This is a genomic window from Ruegeria sp. A4 (assembly GCF_056543025.1).
Map to the genome: position 1 here is coordinate 161,431 of NZ_JBQGAW010000007.1, position 16,988 is coordinate 178,418.

At 53.3% G+C, this 16,988-nt stretch carries 16 protein-coding genes; 4 read left to right on the forward strand and 12 right to left on the reverse strand.

All coding sequences use genetic code 11. The features are described from left to right. Positions 1-30: 30 nt before the first annotated feature. From ACR0E2_RS17230 to ACR0E2_RS17240, 3 genes are all read right to left on the reverse strand, one after another. A complete protein-coding gene (locus ACR0E2_RS17230) occupies positions 31-645 on the reverse strand; it encodes a hypothetical protein (RefSeq protein ID WP_480447312.1) in 615 nt (204 codons plus the stop codon). A gap of 55 nt (positions 646-700) precedes the next feature. Then, positions 701-1,000: a hypothetical protein gene (locus tag ACR0E2_RS17235; RefSeq protein ID WP_480447313.1), complete on the reverse strand. Its 300-nt coding sequence runs from the start codon at positions 998-1,000 to the stop codon at positions 701-703. Between the two features lie 364 nt (positions 1,001-1,364). Beyond that, positions 1,365-1,664: a hypothetical protein gene (locus ACR0E2_RS17240; RefSeq protein ID WP_152456658.1), complete on the reverse strand. Its 300-nt coding sequence runs from the start codon at positions 1,662-1,664 to the stop codon at positions 1,365-1,367. Between the two features lie 472 nt (positions 1,665-2,136). Here ACR0E2_RS17240 and ACR0E2_RS17245 point away from each other — a divergent pair, with 472 nt between their 5' ends. The 3 genes from ACR0E2_RS17245 (at position 2,137) to ACR0E2_RS17255 (ending at position 4,102) form a co-directional block, all read left to right on the forward strand. Further along, on the forward strand, positions 2,137-2,736 hold the full coding sequence (locus tag ACR0E2_RS17245) for a DUF805 domain-containing protein (protein ID WP_480447315.1): 600 nt from the start codon (positions 2,137-2,139) through the stop codon (positions 2,734-2,736). A 75-nt stretch (positions 2,737-2,811) separates the two neighbouring features. Beyond that, positions 2,812-3,582, forward strand: a complete 771-nt coding sequence (locus ACR0E2_RS17250; RefSeq protein ID WP_480447317.1) for a hypothetical protein — start codon at positions 2,812-2,814, stop codon at positions 3,580-3,582. Next, a complete protein-coding gene (locus tag ACR0E2_RS17255; protein ID WP_480447318.1) occupies positions 3,566-4,102 on the forward strand; it encodes a hypothetical protein in 537 nt (178 codons plus the stop codon). Before ACR0E2_RS17250 ends, ACR0E2_RS17255 begins: the two co-directional genes overlap by 17 nt. Positions 4,103-4,906: 804 nt before the next feature. On the opposite strand, the gene ACR0E2_RS17260 is transcribed toward ACR0E2_RS17255, so the two are convergent. From ACR0E2_RS17260 to ACR0E2_RS17280, 5 genes are all read right to left on the reverse strand, one after another. After that, a complete protein-coding gene (locus tag ACR0E2_RS17260) occupies positions 4,907-5,866 on the reverse strand; it encodes an ion transporter (protein WP_480447319.1) in 960 nt (319 codons plus the stop codon). After that, positions 5,859-7,049, reverse strand: a complete 1,191-nt coding sequence (locus ACR0E2_RS17265) for a low temperature requirement protein A (RefSeq protein WP_480447320.1) — start codon at positions 7,047-7,049, stop codon at positions 5,859-5,861. The genes ACR0E2_RS17260 and ACR0E2_RS17265 overlap by 8 nt, the downstream gene beginning before the upstream one ends. A gap of 198 nt (positions 7,050-7,247) precedes the next feature. Beyond that, the gene (locus ACR0E2_RS17270; RefSeq protein WP_480447321.1) at positions 7,248-7,907 is read right to left on the reverse strand and encodes a DsbA family oxidoreductase; all 660 of its coding nucleotides are present in this window, start codon (positions 7,905-7,907) and stop codon (positions 7,248-7,250) included. 3 nt (positions 7,908-7,910) lie between these two features. Next, on the reverse strand, positions 7,911-8,630 hold the full coding sequence (locus ACR0E2_RS17275) for a glutathione S-transferase family protein (RefSeq protein ID WP_480447322.1): 720 nt from the start codon (positions 8,628-8,630) through the stop codon (positions 7,911-7,913). Further along, positions 8,617-9,225: an NAD(P)H-dependent oxidoreductase gene (locus ACR0E2_RS17280; protein WP_480447324.1), complete on the reverse strand. Its 609-nt coding sequence runs from the start codon at positions 9,223-9,225 to the stop codon at positions 8,617-8,619. The genes ACR0E2_RS17275 and ACR0E2_RS17280 overlap by 14 nt, the downstream gene beginning before the upstream one ends. A gap of 129 nt (positions 9,226-9,354) precedes the next feature. Between ACR0E2_RS17280 and ACR0E2_RS17285 the strand changes: the two genes are divergently transcribed. Then, positions 9,355-9,717: a winged helix-turn-helix transcriptional regulator gene (locus ACR0E2_RS17285; RefSeq protein WP_480447325.1), complete on the forward strand. Its 363-nt coding sequence runs from the start codon at positions 9,355-9,357 to the stop codon at positions 9,715-9,717. 640 nt (positions 9,718-10,357) lie between these two features. On the opposite strand, the gene ACR0E2_RS17290 is transcribed toward ACR0E2_RS17285, so the two are convergent. From ACR0E2_RS17290 to ACR0E2_RS17305, 4 genes are all read right to left on the reverse strand, one after another. Continuing rightward, on the reverse strand, positions 10,358-12,271 hold the full coding sequence (locus ACR0E2_RS17290) for a DUF3604 domain-containing protein (RefSeq protein WP_480447326.1): 1,914 nt from the start codon (positions 12,269-12,271) through the stop codon (positions 10,358-10,360). 738 nt (positions 12,272-13,009) lie between these two features. Beyond that, positions 13,010-13,669 carry an FMN-dependent NADH-azoreductase gene (locus tag ACR0E2_RS17295; RefSeq protein ID WP_480447327.1) on the reverse strand — a complete coding sequence of 220 codons (660 nt, stop codon included), beginning with the start codon at positions 13,667-13,669 and terminating at the stop codon, positions 13,010-13,012. 286 nt (positions 13,670-13,955) lie between these two features. Beyond that, complete coding sequence (gene gcvA / locus ACR0E2_RS17300; protein ID WP_480447328.1) at positions 13,956-14,882, reverse strand: transcriptional regulator GcvA; 927 nt, start codon at positions 14,880-14,882, stop codon at positions 13,956-13,958. Between the two features lie 391 nt (positions 14,883-15,273). After that, positions 15,274-16,668, reverse strand: a complete 1,395-nt coding sequence (locus ACR0E2_RS17305) for an alpha/beta fold hydrolase (RefSeq protein WP_480447329.1) — start codon at positions 16,666-16,668, stop codon at positions 15,274-15,276. Positions 16,669-16,988: the final 320 nt, after the last annotated feature.

A 16,988-nucleotide genomic window follows, 5' to 3' on the forward strand; every position in this document is an offset into this window, starting at 1 on the left:
GTTGCCGTTCCAGGGTTTTCCGTCGATCACCTATTCAATTCCTAAAATTACGTTGTAGCCGACGGAAGAGTTGCCGCGGTTGATGACCTCGACAACATGATCACCGGATTGCCACAGCTGCCCTCGATACTCCTTGTCCGCCGACATCAATCCCAACAGTTCAGAACCATCGGGGTTGCGAATAACGTAATCCAATGTGCCGTTTCGCGGAGCAACGCGAACGTAAAGGAACTGTTCGTTTTTGGCGCCAAGGACATATTGCTGGGACGCTCCGGGCGCGAGTTGTCCAACGAGTTCGGCGCCAGTTGAACCAGCATCAAATTTGACGCGTTGGCTTTCAGTAGATCCGTCGGCACCGGCCATAGCTCCACCACCATCATCCATCGCCTCGACAACCGACATCTCTCCAATGCTTCCATCCTTGTACGCGATGCATCGCCAGAGTGTCCCACCTGCGTCACGTAACATGACCAGCGTGCCAGCTTCGGAAAACTCTGAGCTCTCAATCGTACCGGATTGACCGTCTGGCCCACCAACTTGCCGTAAATGATCGATACACGCGTCATCGGCTTCCGACATTGCAAGAGCAGCTGTGCCCGAAATTGCAAACATGGGTGTGAGGAGGTTCAGTAAACGGAGTTTCATCAGATTGTCCCCTGTTGGCTAATCCTTACAGTGTTCTTCTGTACAAAGCGGAACTTCACTTCGCTTCCCGCAACTTGGACAGAAACTCATCGCATGCCTGTGCGCTGCCGACGATCTCGTCCGTCGTTTCAACTCCCTGCAGTGATGCCATCTCGGAATTCACGCGATTGAGGATCTGATCCGCTTGCTCGGCGGTGATCAGATTCTCGGCTTGTGCGCCTTTCAATGTAGAGCAGACACCGGCGGACAAGCCTGTCGCAACGCCAACACCCATCGCGGCACCTCCACCCAAGGTCATCGCCCCAACCACGCCGAGGACGAGCCCGATCACGATACCCAAGATCACTTTTCCCATGTTTTCCTCCCTTTTGGTGGGAATGCGTTCGGCGTTCACTACTGCCGCAAACTGCGTACCCATTTGCAAATCAAGACCAGCGCTAGAAGATTGAAAACCGGTGCGAGCGCCGCGAACCACGGTTTGGTCGACTCCGAGAGCAAGTCCGCTACGAGTATCCAGGGCAACCCCAACGGCAAAAGGAACACCCCGGACAAAGAGTCTTTTTCTTGCCCCAACCAGCCAAATGTACCCGTCAAGAACGCAACCAACGCCAACAGGTAAAGGATCGCGAATATGATAGTGGCTATTCTACAAACCAAGTCGAGCATTCCGATGAGCGAGCCAGTGCTGCGCGGCCGTGTTCAGCCACGCACCAAACAGGTCACAATGCGCCTTCGTCGCCCAGGAACTCGATACCGGCTGTGGCGCCATCACTGTAAGCAATACAATTCCATGGGGCACGATCCTCGCCAACGCCGACGGTGACCTGGGTTCCCGCCTCGCTAAACGCAGACGACAGCACAACGACTTGCGAATTGTTCGTTGTGTTGGCTACGTCTCGCAAACACGCTTGCTGAGCGGGCGTGAGCTCGGCAGACGCGCTTGATGTACCCGTATCGTCGCAGGCCGCAAGCAGTGCGAAACATGTCGTGCCTGCAACCATCACCATCTTGTTGGTCATTTTCTTCTCCCTTTAGGTTCTTTGATCTCAATTGAATTAGAGGCGACGTTTTGAAGCTCCAGCGCCTAAGCGGCCAATAGTGCATACCTCGAACTGGTGACTGCCGTTCCCAAAAGACTCGCCATTCAAGGTTTGGCCGGCAGAACAATATTGCGTTGATCGCATGCACTGCCAACAACGCGTGACCGCACTGGAAAAAGCTGGAGCGAACGTTGGAAGAAGAGCTAGTGCTTTGAGTCTTGGCATCGCGTTCTCCCAACGCTCGATCATTGAAAACGCCTTCCGACTGCCAGCACTCACTCCGGCAGTCGGAAGGGCCCGGTAAATCGGGCGACAGCGACAACAACGGAGGTAAAATAAAGTTGCGTCGAATTCTCATATTTGAATCTAATTTTTCATAAATCAATATTTTTTCCGCGCGTAAATTTCTCTAGGCTTTCGTGCGAAAGGCTTTTGCTTTCAAACAAAAAGAATGTGGGGATTTTCAGAAAAGCGAGTGTTCCCTACGCAGCCAAGCGTTTTTGACGCCGCCAAGAAAGGACGAAGGGACAAAAACATGGGATTCTTTGAAGCAGTAAAAACGTGTTTTTCGAAATACTTCCAGTTCTCTGGTCGGGCTTTACGATCAGAATACTGGTGGTTCTTCTTGTTCGTGGTTCTCGTGAGTGCCGTATTAGCTGTGCTGGATACGATCATATTCGGGACCAATCCCGAAACGGGGCAGGGATCTCGGGTTCTGTCCTCTGTTTTCCAACTGGCCGTTCTTATTCCCATGCTGGCCGCCGGTTGGCGGAGGCTGCATGATACAGGGCGACCTGGCTGGTACTTGCTGCTGCCGATGGCGCTTAGCATTACAACGCTTTTTGTTATGCTGGGCGGGGTGGCGTTCTTTTCGGTATTGGAGCAAGGAACGGAAAACCCCGATACATTGCGTGGACCCGCGGCAGTTTTGGGCGCAACCGGCATTGTTGTGTTCTCAATTCTTCAACTGGTTCTGTCCATCCTGATGATCTGGTGGCTGACACGACCTTCTCAAGAAGGCGCAAACGAATACGGCGCACCTGTTTCCTGATCTGGTTGCCCGGGCGGTGGGCCCGAAGCTCTGCTGAAAGAAAGAGCCAAATGCAACACCGTGGAGAGAGAAAGAATGAATTTCAAGCCGATTTCCGTTGGAGCGCTGATGATGGCAATGGCAACCACAGCATCGGCGGAGTGGTCGTTCAGTTCCGGGCCCAACCCCAATGCGTTTATTCAGACCGGAAACACGACGCTGGAACTTCAGTGTAACCATATCCGCTTTGCTCCGGCCGGATTTGAGGACAGCCAGGACATTGTGCAGAAGCAGGGGCTTTCCATTCGTTTCTTTAAGGACGGCACCACCGAAGTTGGGGCATTTCAGGTTGGCGTAGAAAACGCTGCCGTGCAGATCGTCGACAACTATCCCGTCAAGGTCAGTTTTAATAGTCAGCAGGATTATGGTTTTGTACTGGACCAGCTTGCGGCCAATGCATCGGTTAATCTGTCGATGATTGATCAAGATGTCAGCTACGGGATCTTTGACTTGAAGGGTTCCGGCACGGCAATTCGGTCCCTTCGTTCCGCCTGCGATTCAGGTGCTCGCCAGGGGGGTTCCTACGAAGCGCCCAAAGGCATTGTCTATTGTGGTGGCGGAGCGATAAAACGCCAGATCGAATATGTAATTCTGGACAATCCAGAGGGGGAGTGGGACGCGCGAGTAACGGTCAACGGCGAGTCGATCAGAGCCATGACAGCCTACAGTTACTTCGGAAACTCTGTACCGCCCGCCGGATTTGTCGTCGCCCTGCTTGGGGAAGACAGGTCCGAATTTCTGATTTTTAACGAAGGCGCGGAAAACTGGCTGGAATACGGGGACTTCAGATATGATCAATGCAATTGACGCCGCCTTCCAACCAGCTTCCCCAATAGTGCACCAGCTGAAGTATTTGGTTTCCGGGATCGTACTTGTTTCGGGTCTAGTTTGGATCTCACCAGCTGTCGCGGCTGATGTATCGCAACTTCCGCCCGGTTTGCAGGCGAAGGTTGATCTGGCGGCACGAGCCTGCGCGGAGTTCAACGACGGTCAGTTTGACATAGCCTGGGGCGCGGTTGAACGGGTCGATCTCGACGGAGATCTACAACGCGACTGGGTTCTGAATGAGTCCGGTTTCGCGTGTTCAAGCGCCGCATCTCTTTACTGCGGAACTGGCGGATGCATGTCGCACTTTTGGGTTAGCGAAGAGGTGCATTCCTTGCTCAACCAAGGCTGGACGGTCGTTGATTTTGGGAGCCAACGCATTGTCATCGCGGACGTGCATGGATCCGATTGCGAGGGAATAAATCCGACGCCATGCGTCAGCGCAAGTGTTTGGGATGCCGAAGCCAAGACTTGGCGCTCGTCTGCTGGAAGCTGGGAGTAAACTGTTTTTTGTGTTTAGCAACTGTGCCAGAGGACCCTTTTTGTTCCTGGGGTTCTCTGTGGCATGCAAATCTGTGGGATAGCTGTGCAAAGCTGTGACCAAACACCGCGCAGATTTATGGGTAAGGTTCTGCGGTTTTTATTAAGTCACGGCGCGGCCTATACCCTTCAACCGCAGGTAAATCCCCACGAACTCAGACAAAAGAACAGATGACAAAGAGGCAACAAGCGGCAGATCAGAGTGGTCGGCTCCTGCTGCATTTTGAAGCCTCAGCATGTGCTTCCCCGCAAGTTCTTCGTCAAGACACCTCAGGTGGTACCAGTATTAATCGAGCTGATCGGCAGCTCTTCTGGCTTTCATTTCAGCGAGCTTGGGCGACTTTGTGCGAAGGGAAGGCACGCGAGCAGCAACCAGACCACAGCCATTGGCAACTTGCCGATTTTGGGAAGGACGGGAATGGATGTAGGCATCACAATGTTCAAAAACCAAGTTCCCGTTTTCGCAACACGTCGCGCCCCTGGAACAAGGAACGGCCGTTGGTACAGAAGCGGCCATTGCAGCCAAAGCAGGCTAGGGCCATTCACCCCCGGCTTGAACTCGCAAAAACCTGAGAAAGCTTGCTCTGTTCCATCGTGCTATCGACAGCAAGTTGCGTGGATGCCGTCGACAACACAGATCTCGAAGGACAGCGGCGAAACACCCAAGCACGCGAAATACTCTATTCGAAATCCCACATTTTCACAGATTTGCTGTGATCCAGTTGGGAGCTCGGCACCTGATCAGTGGCAGGCCAATTGCTCAAGCTTAGGGCTTGGCCTTTTGCACAGTTTGCCCGCAGGTAGGGCAGTGATCGGCCTGTGACACGGTCTCAGCATGCACGCGGTTTCGGATATGATCGGCAGCGCGACGCGAGAGACCCAATTGCTTGCGAACGGCTTCAATAACGGCCTCGTCGGCGTCGCAGATATCGCCGTCTTCCAAGGCCTTTCGAAATTCACGTTCCAGGCTGGCCCGTCGGCGGTGCAACTGGTCGTTCAGGCCGCTGGCAATGATCCCTGCGGGCAATGCGGCCATCCCAATGCCAATCACTGTGATCGCAGCGCCGAAGATCTTACCGGCAACTGTCACGGGCGTTACGTCGCCATAACCAACGGTCGTAAGCGTTGCCATCGCCCACCACATCGCCGCTGGGATCGATCCAAATGCCTCCGGTTGCGCCTCGTGCTCTGCTAGCCATGCACCGCTGGCAGCAAAGATCAGCATCACCATCAGGATGAAAAAACCTGCAAAAAAGGCGCCGGCCTCTTCCTCAAACACAGCGAGCAGCATTCCGAGTGCAGGCGAGTACCGAGTGAGTTTGAGGAGCCGCAACATGCGGAAGGTCCGCAACAGACGCAGATCAACCGGGAAGATCAAATAGAGCAGCGCAGGTAATATCGCTAGTAAATCGATGATGGCGATCGGGGAGACGGCCCAGGCAGCGCGCGTTTTGTAACTTGGATTTTCGGTGGCGACCCACAGTCTTGCCGCGTATTCGACAACGAATACGAATAGAGAAAAACCCTCAAAGAGGTTCAGCGCCAGGCCCCAACGAGTATATATGGAGTCGACCGTTTCCAGGATAACGGCGGCCACGTTCAGTGTGATGAGGGCAATTAGAGCTATCTCAAGCAACCATGGACCGGTGGCCGCCCTGTCCGGGCGCTCGAGCCACCAATAGACTTTCCTTTTTAGATAGCCCGAATTTGTAACTGCCTCACTCATGTCGAAACTGCGTCCAGGCGCGCGTCAGGGGAATCGCGATTTGCGATAGCAAGGCTGTGCCCCAGATCAGATTGCCAACCAACGAGGGAACATGGGGGACGATAAAGAAACAGGCAATAGCCAGAACGATCCCAAATACCCTTACATCCCAGCGCCCAAAGTCCGATGCAAGACGGTGTTCAATAACGTTCTGGAGCACCCAAAGCATGGCGATATATCCTGCAAGGCCGAAACAGCCAATGGCGGCATATTCGGTCGGGTATGGCTCCCAAAAACCGACTTTGACCTCGGCAGCTAGGGCCACGCCTACCATGACGCCGCATAACATCAAGATCAGATGCGCAAGCCACCAGATGACCAATGTCGACACCTTCTTGTCGTTGGGCTTGGCGTTGCCGACAAAGTCAAAATAAATCCAGCACATGACGAACATCGAAACGCCGCCGATGACGAAATTAACAAGCACATCAAGTGAGACTTTGTAGATGCCTTTCTCGGACAAAGTTACGACGAGTTTGAAGAACCCCTCGCCCAGAACGATCAGTGTCAGCAGAGCAAACCGTTCCGCCATATGGCCAAGGCGCGGGACGAAACGTTCGAAGCGCAATACAGTGAAGCCTGGGATCATGTACATCGCCTGCGTGGCCACCATTGCGGCAGCAAACACCCAATAGGCCAAGGGTGTTGGCAGAAATGCCGTGATGGCAAAGATCACCGCAAAAACCGAAAAATTCCGGATCTGGGCCGTCGACATAGACTCGCCAGATGAATTGGCCCGCCGGGCGCGATAGTACAGCGCCGCGAGCATGGCCCTGTTCGCTGCAAATCCTAACGCGAAGAAAACCCAACCCTTGCCGTCAATAGCCGGGATCGCCGCTGCCATGAACATCACCGTGCAAATCATCACGGCCATAATCAGCCGGTGCCAGAAATCGGTGCTGACGAAGATCGAGTTGAATATGCTGAGTTCGCCCCACGCGTACCAGAGCGTGATGAAGATACCAGCGAACACAAGAAACCCATGCAGATCGAGATGATGCGACAAGTAATTGCCCAACAGAAAGATCGTCACGACATGGATCAGGTCGTAGAACAGCTCGGCCCAGTGGACATGATCATGTGCATGGTCAAGGTCCTGGTGATGTTGGGGCTTTCGCCACATGGGGTGGTCATGCAATGCCATAAATTGGGAACTCTTCAAGGTTGAAAGGCTGTAGTGGCCGACCAGCGGCCACCCAGATTGAGTTTCACTATAAGATGAAGGTTGTCGCGGAGACTTTCGTCATGCAACCCCCACAATGGTTGTTCAGCGATTGCATGCCAGGCAATACCAGTTCGATCGTGGGTTTATTGCGCTGGCAGTGCCCGGTATCCACGGAAGTCACGCGGCCCTGTCGTCTCGTAGATGCAGCAGGATGCGGGCGTAGTTTTCCTCGCCCTGCGCGCCGGTCACAAGGTGACGTTTGTCGAACACCATTGCGGGCACACCCTGAACTCCTCGGCTGATCCAGAATTGCTCTTTCTGGCGCACGTGATTGGCCCGATCTTGGCTTTGCAACATGTCCAACGCATCCGCGCGGTTCAGCCCGATGCCAGCAGCCGCATTTGCCAGAACCTGTATGTCCGAGACGTTTTCGCGGCGTGTAAAGAACGCCGAAAAAAGGGCCTGCTTCATTTCATGGCCGTTGCCTGGTTCGGCGGCCCAGTCAATCAATTGATGCGCACGGAAGGTGTTATACATCCGCATGTCATCGGCGTAATTGAACGTGAACCCCAGTGCCGCGCCCATCTCTGTCAGGCGGGCTCGTGCCTTGATCGACCCTTCCAGCGTCGTCCCGTATTTCGATGCCAAGTGGTCGCGCAGGTTCTCACCACCCTCGGCCATCTGCGGATTCAACTCGAATGGATGCCAATGGATATCCAGTTCGGTCTGAGTGTCGCGCGCGGCTTTGGCAAGTTGGTGATAGCCGATCACACACCACGGGCAAACGACGTCTGACACGATATCGACGCGAATAGGAATAGGCAGAGCAGCTTGCACGGCTCAGGTTCCTTTCACGTCGCCGGAAAAACGCGCCGCGTTTTCCTTGGCAAAGGCGCTGGAATCTGCGTCAGCATCCCAGAACTGTGGGTTAGCCTTGGGGATGGTCAGCGCTCGCTGGACGGCAGGTCGCGCATCCATACGGTCGAACCAGGCGTTCAGATGCGGTAGGTCCGACACATCCACCCGTGCCCAGACATAAGCACGCGCCCACGGGTACAGCATCATGTCGGCAATGGTGTATTCGTCCGCTGCGATCCAGTCCCGCCCGTCCAGACGCGTATTCATCACCTCCATCAACCGGCGGCTTTCGTCCACGTAGCGACGGATTGAAAAGGGCTCTTCATGGCCATTAGGCGCAGCGATGTGCTGGAAATACATCGCTTGACCCATCATCGGCCCGACGTGACCGACCTGAAACAGCATCCACTGCATTACCTCGGACCGCTTGGCCGGGTCCGAAGGCAGAAATTTTCCGTATTTCTCGGCCAGATGCCACAGGATCGCGCCGGATTCGAAGATCGCGCGGCCTTCCGAACGGTCCTCAATCGTTGGGATCTTTCCGTTCGGATTAAGCGCTAAATAGTCCGGCGCCTTCTGCTCGTGTTTGGAAAAGTTGATATGGGTCAGGTCGTAGGCGATACCTGCCTCTTCCAGAAAAATGACCGGTTTGTAGCCGTTCATCGTGCCTGCGGTATACAGGTGAATATCAGGCTGGGACATGTTCAACCTCGGCAAATGTGGTTTTCAGATGTGCGTCAAATCGAGCAAAATCGGCCTCGATTTCCGGGTTCTTCATAACATCGAATGCAGCAAAAGTCGTAAGGGGCTGCATGGCAAAGAACTTTGCGTTCAGGTGCATTGGCGCTAGCAGGTCGTCGACGCTGGCACCCGCAAAGAAAGGCTCGGACTCGTCATCGAATGCTTCTTTCGGGGCGTTGAAGGTAACTGACAGCATGTATTTCTTACCGTTTAGCGTGCCGCCGGTACCGTAATTGGCTTTGGGCGCGTCGGTCGTTCGGCCGTCACCTGCACACAACCGGCCGTCCATACCGGCCGTGTACACCTCATCGATGTATTTCTTGAAAATCCACGGAACGCCCATCCAGTTCACCGGGAACTGCATGATGACTGTATCGGCCCACAGGTGCGCGTCGACCTCTGCATTCGCGTCATATCCATCAGCGACAGTGGTCACGCGCACGTCGTGCCCCATTGCTGTCAGCGTATTCCGTGCACGTTCAACGAGGCTTGCATTCAACTGTCCGGGGGCGAATTCGTAGGGCTGGGTGCCGTTCACGATCAGGATTTTGCTCATGTCCATATCCATATGTGCAGTTTCTGAACCCTTGACTTTCGCCGGGTTCAGAGAGCATTTGAGAGTGTAGGTATGAGAAATCAACCAGTATACTTTTGGTAACCTAGTTATCTGGGCGGAAGGATGACAATGCGAGCGCGGATTGAAGAGGACGCCAAAGGCCGTCGACAGGTCTCGGAGGCCTGTCTGGAGCCATGCGCAATCGAAAGAGGTATGCGGATCATTGGCGGAAAATGGACCGGATCGATTTTGTGGCACCTCAAAGATGGTCCCGTGCGTTTTAACGATCTATCGCGTATGATCGGTGGGGCTAGTAAGAAGATGATCGCTGAGAGATTACGCCAACTTGAGGAGCAGGGTTTGGTTGCAAGACAAGTGATGGATACTTCCCCTGTTTCGGTTCAATATTCCATCACCGAGTTTGGCAGCACAGCCCTTGGATTTCTCGATGAGCTAAGAAAGTGGAGTGAAGAGCTGCCTACCGATTTTTAGCGATGACTTTTATATGCTTGCTCTTAGCTTATAGCCTAATTTTTTTATGACCCCGCAACAAACTTGTAATTTCTTCAACACTGCAGATGAAGGGGCTTGGCGACGCAGAACAGAATTCCGCTAGACTGTTGTTTAAGAAAGCTATTTGCGCCAGTTTTGACAAAAAATGATCGAAATATACCAAAGCGAAGCTTTGGTGCAGCAGTGTGTTTTGGAACGACTTTCTACGGGGCCGTTCAATGACATTTGAACTGACACGTACCGTAACAGCCGTCCCGCAGACTGCTAGATCTGCCAAATCAAGTTCTCGCGTCCGCAGCGAACGCCCGCTTTGTTCGCAATCTGTCATTCGAGGTATTGTGTCAAACGTCCAATTCGAGCCCGAAGTAAACGGATGCTGCGGTCCGCACTAACGACGGCAATGCGCAGAAAGTTGACTCTGCAAAGTACAGCGTGTGGCCACTGCCGGCGTTACCAGCGAGAAGACGCGGTGGCATCAGAACGGGTTTGATTTGTCCTGCAACAGAGCCAGAAGGCGATCTTACGCTTTAGAGATTTTCGAGCCATTGGAACTGGTTGCCAACGTGTTCCGTGGGAATCGAAATTGATCAAGACCAGCTTTGTCGCAATACTAGCTTCACTATTCAGCGCTGAACCAGATCGGCGATGTGTAAGCACGGTCTTGGACTTCTGCGGGAACCGCCTCGGGCAGCGGTATATCGTAGAAAGCTGCGTCTATGGTCGTCCATCGCGGCTTTGGAATTTCGATCACTCTCACATAGTAAAACGCGTTGTTGTTCGGGTCAAAATCTGGGTCTTGCCAATAACCGGCGAGTTCCACGGAACCGATTGAGTTGCTGTATGTCGCGCTTCCAATATCTACCGTCGAGCCTACTGGTTCGTGTGCACGGCCATCCTCTCCAATCTCTCGGCCATCGGAGACGGCCACGTCGAAGATCCGCTCATGAGTTTCGCCACTCTCGTCGATCCAGCCTTTGATAATTTGGACTCGGTCGAGGTTCGCGCCGTCTGGGTCGCGCAGCGCCCGGATCAGGAATCTGGGAGAAACCCCATCCGGCGCGTTCCTAAGGTCTCCGCCCATCGGCACACCGTTCTTATACCCGTTGGAAACAAAATCCGAGGCGTACAGATCATCGGCATCAAAATTCCAACCGCCAAAGACCCGGACTCGCATTCGCGGCCCGGTCGTAGCGTAGGCCTCTTTGCGCTTGATTGCTCCGTGGACTTCCTCGCGGGTGTTTTCGCGCGCCCAAACAGCGGTGAGGCCTGCAGCCGATTCTTGCGCCGTAATGATACGCAATGCCGGGTCTTCGGCCGGGATTACATCAAAGTTGTGACGGTTCGCTGAAGGCTCTGTGTGTTGGTACTTACCAAAGTAGTTGTCTTCTCGCGTGGTTGGGAGCGCGGTGTGCGTGTCCGTCGTGCCGTAGAAGCCGAACTTGAATGGGTTAACGCCTGTCTCTCGCTGAACTTCGAGCCCGACCTTCAAGGCGGAGCGCCCATACTCGTAGCGCAACATTTCAGGGGTCTTTGCGACGGTGCCCGAGATATTCGCAACGTCCCAGGTTTCGAAATCCGCAAACTCATCATCAGGTGACAGGAGTGGGTGCGTTTCCTCGTCCCCCTTGATCTGGGTTACCTCATGCATCGGTTCCCAACGAATGCGTTTGGCGGCGTATTCCGCGTCCATAGGTGTGCCGTCGAATTTCGTAGGCGCGAACATTATTCCATTGGATATATTTCCGTTATGGGGAACAGATACCGCGCTTCCACCCGTCTCTTCTTCGTACGCAGCCAGATAGTCCCACAACGGCTCAGGGTCTTCGCTTTCAAAATAGGTAAATGGGCGGGTTCGACCGGTCTTATCGGCGCCGTCTCCGAAGATCACCACCCGATGGAGATTGTTACCTCTCGGAGTTGATGTCCACTCGTACCCAGCCAATGATGTGAAGACTCCAGGTTCGTAGTATTCGTCGACCGTTTCCACGATTTGTTGCCAAAGGTCACCGTCTAAATCCAATCCAGCGGTCGGGTCTCGCCCTTCGATTGATGCGATTTCGATGATATCAGCGAACGCCTCCATCCGACCTTCTTGCCCGGAATTGAACCTTTCGTAAGTCAAACGACCCCACTCGTCAGCCAAAAGCCGAGGGTCAGCTGCTCGAACGGCGGTCGCAAGTCCCAACATTTCCGCGTGTTCAGTAATCGCGAGGAAATCGAGGGGCCTAATGAGTTGAACAGGTTGTCCGGTATTTGAGGTTATCCTCTCACCGCGGGCCACGCGGAAGGCGTCGTGGATGTTCAAAGAAGTCCCAACAAGCCCTGCGTCGAATGAGATTTCAGTATGGAAGTGAAGATCACCAAATAGAACCTGATCGGGATAAGATCGGTCGACAAACGGAGAGTAAGTCTGTGCAGGAACCACCTTATCAGGAGGTACTTCGCCTTCAAAGCCAACTGCTTGCGTTCCTAATGAAAGCGCTAAGACGGTTGCAGCATGCAAAATATTCGTGGGTTCAAAATGAGTTCTCATGACTGCCCCCCAGACAAAAAAACTAAAGCAAAAGTGTACGAGAAAGCATGCATAAAATCAAATATTCAAGTGAGTGGGGTCCGCCGCCCCCCATCCGCACGCGTGAACCTGTCCAAGACTCGTTTTTGAAGGTCTGCTTTAGGCTGATTGCGGCCCTGAGGAGCAAGAATGCAGATGGATGCAAAGTCCAGAAAGTAGACATTTAACAAATTTGGTCGAACGGCTGTTTCGAGCCAAAAGCGGACCCTAATTTGACAATAGTGCGCCGCTCTGCAGCGAACGACCGCTCTGAGCCCCATTGAAACTCTCGATCCGCTAACCAAGACCAAGATTGATCCGCTCAAGCAGTCGTTCACTTAAACCAAATGTGCTGCAATGTAGCCAACGACGGCTTTCGCCCACTTTCGGGACATTCGCTGCGAAAGCAAAATACACGCAGATCGAATTGGCAAAACGCGAACAAATCTGCCGTAAAAACGCAGCATGGCAAAGTCCGCTTTTGAACCTGGAGTTCGAATACGGAGATGTTGTTTCAAGATATTAGATTAAACAGTCTGCCAATCCGAAATGAAGGTTTACAACTGCATTCGCTGCCGTTTCGTATTTTTAGCGACTTGAACCACTCAAGTAAGGGCGCAGAACATAACCACCTGCTTCACACAACTTGAGCCGTGATCAGTTGGAAATGTAGAAACTGTTCATTTCGTCAGGTTCTACTTTCCATAAACTGACCCTTGACTAGGCTAGCTCACGAGCAATGTGACGTGCCTGAGCCTGAGCTGAGGCGACCGAAGCTTCGTGACGCTCATCAGCGAATTCCTGGTACTCGGCCGCAGCTTCGAACATCCGTTCTGCTCCCAGGTACTGGCGCAATGTTCTGATGTGCGCAGAAAGGTGACCCGAGTCATTGCGAATCCCACCGTCCTCAAAACCGAATTCACCAGACGAGGTCAGCAACACCAGGGTTTTGCCTGACATGATCGGTTCCAGAGGGAAGTCGCCGCGCGCCAAATCAAACGTAAATGTCTTGTTGATCCTGATGATCTGATCGAACCAAGCCTTCAGGGCTGCGGGCATACCGTAGTTGTACATGGGCGTCGAAATCAGAAGGATGTCGGAGCGGTCGAGCTCGTCAACCAGCGTATCAGACAAGCTGACCAAAGCGCTCTGTTCAGGAGTGCGTTCCTCTTCTGCTGTAAAGACAGACGCGATCCAGTCGTTGGAAATGAAATCCGGCGGGGTCATTCCGACGTCACGCACAACAATTTCGACGTCCGGATCAACGGTTTTCCATTCTTCCACGAAACTGTCCGCCAAAGCGCGGGAAATGGAATTATAGGCCGCAACAGGGTTGTCGGTGCGCCGCACGCTGGCGTCAATTCTCAGGATTGTGGTCATCTCGTCACCTAGTCAGTTTGCAAAGAACTATTCAAAGGTGAAGCCAGAGACGCGCAGGTACAAATGAAGAAAATTCTGAATAGAGTGAACTGACCTCAGCCATCTCTATTCGCAAAGAATTCCTTCTCCAGATGAGACGCCGTCGCAAGTACATCCGCGTCCCTGTTGGGAAGGGTTAAAGTTCTACATGCGCAAGAACTCCTGCCTAGTGGTTCAGAAACGTATGCTTCTCGGCGATATAGAAATAACAAAAATTCAAGCGACGGATTAGATCGTTGCGGACGCACTAATCTTCAAAAAACCTTTGACCGACGGCGCTGTCGCGAAACTCATCTGCTTGGTCCAATAGCCATTCCCGGAACACACGAACGCGTGCACGATTGGCGTAAGTTTCCGGACAGACGAGAAAATAGCTCCTGTTCTTCAATGCCGTATCAAAGGGGGCGACCAGCATATTGCGTTCCAGAAAACGCGCGGCGGCCAAAAGGCTGACCAGGGCCACACCATGACCATCGCTTGCCGTCAGCAAGCAGATGTGTTCCTCGGAATAGGTGACATAGGGCTCGGCATCACCCGTCTGCAAGCCAGCCGCGTCCATCCAGCGTTCCCAACTCGGATCCACATCAGAAAACCCGCTCCATTGGTATTCGATCAGACGAGACTTCAGAAGAAATTCGGGGGAGCTCAGTGACTTCGCTTTTTCCACGCTGCAGACAGGGGCTACCCAGTCATTCAAGACCCATGCCACATTGCTGTCAGGATAGTCGCCAAAGCCATACCGAATGGCCACATCCACATCGCTAGATTTGAAATCCACCAGTTGATCGCTAGACAGAACCCTTACCGAGATCTCCGGGTATTTCTCGTAAAAGCCTCGCAGCCGCGGGCTAAGCCAATTGGCGGCAAAAGACCCGGTTGTTGAGATTGTCAATGTGCCCGCAAGGTCGTCTTCCTCCAGCGCAAGAGAAGCGGCTTCGATGTTCTTGAAGGCCTCAATGATGTGGGGCGCGTAGTTGGCCCCATCCTCCGTCAACTTCAAGGCGCGGGTCAGCCGGTGAAACAGGGGCACCCCAAGTTGATCCTCCAGCGATTTGATCTGATGGGAAATGGCAGTCGGAGTGACGCATAGTTCATCGGCGGCATCCTTGAAACTCAGATGCCGGCAGGCCGCTTCGAAGGCCTGAATGCTTTTCAACGACGGTATCTTCGCCATGACGCGCGGCTTTTACTCTCCTGATGCGATGCTAATTCGTCGCTCTACTCTAGCCCGATTTGGATATGTCGCAAACTTTTGGGACGGCCAGAGTAAGCGACTTACTGGATATACTTATCCTGCTATCTTGGCAAATAGCTGAAAGCCGCAAGACTGCTCGGCTGTCAATTCGCCTCCCTCTAAAAGGATACCATATCTGCAAAACCCGCCAATCCCATGATCCGCATTCGAACCATGAACAAAGACCACAGGCTCACCTTCGGCGTATTGTGCGTAGGATAGCCTGACTGCACTTATCGCAACTCTGTGTTCCATTACTCTGGCGAGGTACTCTTGTAGCATTTGTTTAGAGAGATATAGCGCCAAACCCGAAGGCACTTGGAGCAATAAGTCAGCTGTGTTCAGCCAAGAAAGCCAGAGCATCCCTCTCAAAACGTGGCCATTCCGGGTCGTTGTCCGGGATGGTATGGTTCGAGCTTTCGTAGGCGATGAATTTCGCGTTGGGTAATCCCTTTGCAAACAATCGTCCTTGTTCGACCGGTTGCATCCTGTCACTGTTCCCGTGACAAACAAGGCACGGCACCTCGACCTTGGACAATATCGGTGAGATATCAATGTTATCAATCACGCCGCGATACCGCCCCATGTTTTCGGGTGAAATCATCTTTCGCATATCTTCGGCATATTGCCGCCGTTCTTCTTGGCTTGCGCCCGGCACGATGATTTGCGCCATTAAGTCACGCAGAGACGGATAATCATCGTCCCACCCGGCAGTCATCATTTGCTTAATTGCGTTGGCGCGTTCCACATCTTTTTGCGATGTTCTTTTTGCCCGACCAACGGGGAACCCACCTATCATTACGATCGCAGACACGCGGTCAGGTCGGCGCGCTGCGAAGGCGGCTGCCACTGCGGACCCCTGCGATATCGCAAGGATCGGCGCGCGCCTTATATCCGCTGCGTCGAAAACAGTTTCCAAGTCATCAACGAACCGTTCGAACGTACAAGTTTCGGCGTCCCAGTCGGATAGACCGTTGAGCCTGGCGTCAAAACGGACCAAGCGATGTCTTTGAGCGATGGAAGTGTAAATTGGAGCTTTCCCGGGATTGCGCCAGTCAAGTTCCAAGTGTCCAATCCAACTTGGCGCCTTTACGACCGGAGGACCGTCTCCAACTGAGCTCCAGGCCAGACTAATGTTGTCGTCAGTTTTGCAGTAACGAATTTCCTGTGTTTTGGCGAAGTTAGCGCGCGATTTGGACACATGTTCATCGGTGAAGTTGAACGACAGCACTTCGATCGGCTGTTCAATGCCTTTGAACGTATGCAGCCCTTCTCGGCGCAATCGTTTGGCGTAATCCGCTCCGGCAAGATCACAAAGTACCTTTGAGGCCAGAATGCCCCCGGGTTCAGCTGCCGATTGGAGCCGCGCAGCGATGTTAACGCCGTCTCCGAAGATATCTTCGCCATCGACGGTAACGTCGCCGACATGCAAACCCGCTCTAAGCTGAATACGTTCCGGAACCAGATAGGGATGGTCTGGCTCTCTTAACTCGGTTTGAATCGCAATTGCCGCTTCTAGAGCGTTTCCTGCTGACGGAAATTCAATCAATGCTCCATCGCCCAACAGCTTGACCACCCTGCCAGATTTTTGTTCAACGATCGGCGTAACCAAATCGCGGTACAAGGTGTTCAGTGTTTTGAGAAGTAGCTTGGAGCCGCCCTGCATCATCCGACTGAAGCCGACGACATCGAGAGACACGATTGCAGCAAGGCGGCGTTGACTCATGTTTACTTCCCGCAAGTTGGCTCGAAAACACTACCACGTTCATAGATTGTTAGAACCGGCAACTTGCCTAATACCTGTAAACGTGCCGTGGAATGATCGTTAACTAAGATCTCGAATTGACCAAAGACCGTGGAAGCGATTATTCAAAAGGTATGCCTATCCGTTTTCGTAGAGAACGGCGGGTTTGTCCGCGGAGCAGACGCTCACGAAGATACTGCGAATGACCGCGTCGAGCCCGAAGTTTCACTAGTCGGTGCGCAGTTTTGAGAGCATGGGGCAAGAGACATTCCCGCTGTCGCAGTTGGCTGTGAGTTCGCTCA

Excerpts from the sequence above, each read along its gene's own strand:
- ACR0E2_RS17230 (WP_480447312.1), bottom strand. The coding sequence starts at position 645 with ATGAAACTCCGTTTACTGAACCTCCTCACACCCATGTTTGCAATTTCG.
- ACR0E2_RS17235 (WP_480447313.1), bottom strand. The coding sequence starts at position 1,000 with ATGGGAAAAGTGATCTTGGGTATCGTGATCGGGCTCGTCCTCGGCGTG.
- ACR0E2_RS17240 (WP_152456658.1), bottom strand. The coding sequence starts at position 1,664 with ATGACCAACAAGATGGTGATGGTTGCAGGCACGACATGTTTCGCACTG.
- ACR0E2_RS17245 (WP_480447315.1), top strand. The coding sequence starts at position 2,137 with ATGTGGGGATTTTCAGAAAAGCGAGTGTTCCCTACGCAGCCAAGCGTT.
- ACR0E2_RS17250 (WP_480447317.1), top strand. The coding sequence starts at position 2,812 with ATGAATTTCAAGCCGATTTCCGTTGGAGCGCTGATGATGGCAATGGCA.
- ACR0E2_RS17255 (WP_480447318.1), top strand. The coding sequence starts at position 3,566 with ATGATCAATGCAATTGACGCCGCCTTCCAACCAGCTTCCCCAATAGTG.
- ACR0E2_RS17260 (WP_480447319.1), bottom strand. The coding sequence starts at position 5,866 with ATGAGTGAGGCAGTTACAAATTCGGGCTATCTAAAAAGGAAAGTCTAT.
- ACR0E2_RS17265 (WP_480447320.1), bottom strand. The coding sequence starts at position 7,049 with ATGGCATTGCATGACCACCCCATGTGGCGAAAGCCCCAACATCACCAG.
- ACR0E2_RS17275 (WP_480447322.1), bottom strand. The coding sequence starts at position 8,630 with ATGTCCCAGCCTGATATTCACCTGTATACCGCAGGCACGATGAACGGC.
- ACR0E2_RS17280 (WP_480447324.1), bottom strand. The coding sequence starts at position 9,225 with ATGAGCAAAATCCTGATCGTGAACGGCACCCAGCCCTACGAATTCGCC.
- ACR0E2_RS17285 (WP_480447325.1), top strand. The coding sequence starts at position 9,355 with ATGCGAGCGCGGATTGAAGAGGACGCCAAAGGCCGTCGACAGGTCTCG.
- ACR0E2_RS17290 (WP_480447326.1), bottom strand. The coding sequence starts at position 12,271 with ATGAGAACTCATTTTGAACCCACGAATATTTTGCATGCTGCAACCGTC.
- ACR0E2_RS17295 (WP_480447327.1), bottom strand. The coding sequence starts at position 13,669 with ATGACCACAATCCTGAGAATTGACGCCAGCGTGCGGCGCACCGACAAC.
- gcvA (WP_480447328.1), bottom strand. The coding sequence starts at position 14,882 with ATGGCGAAGATACCGTCGTTGAAAAGCATTCAGGCCTTCGAAGCGGCC.
- ACR0E2_RS17305 (WP_480447329.1), bottom strand. The coding sequence starts at position 16,668 with ATGAGTCAACGCCGCCTTGCTGCAATCGTGTCTCTCGATGTCGTCGGC.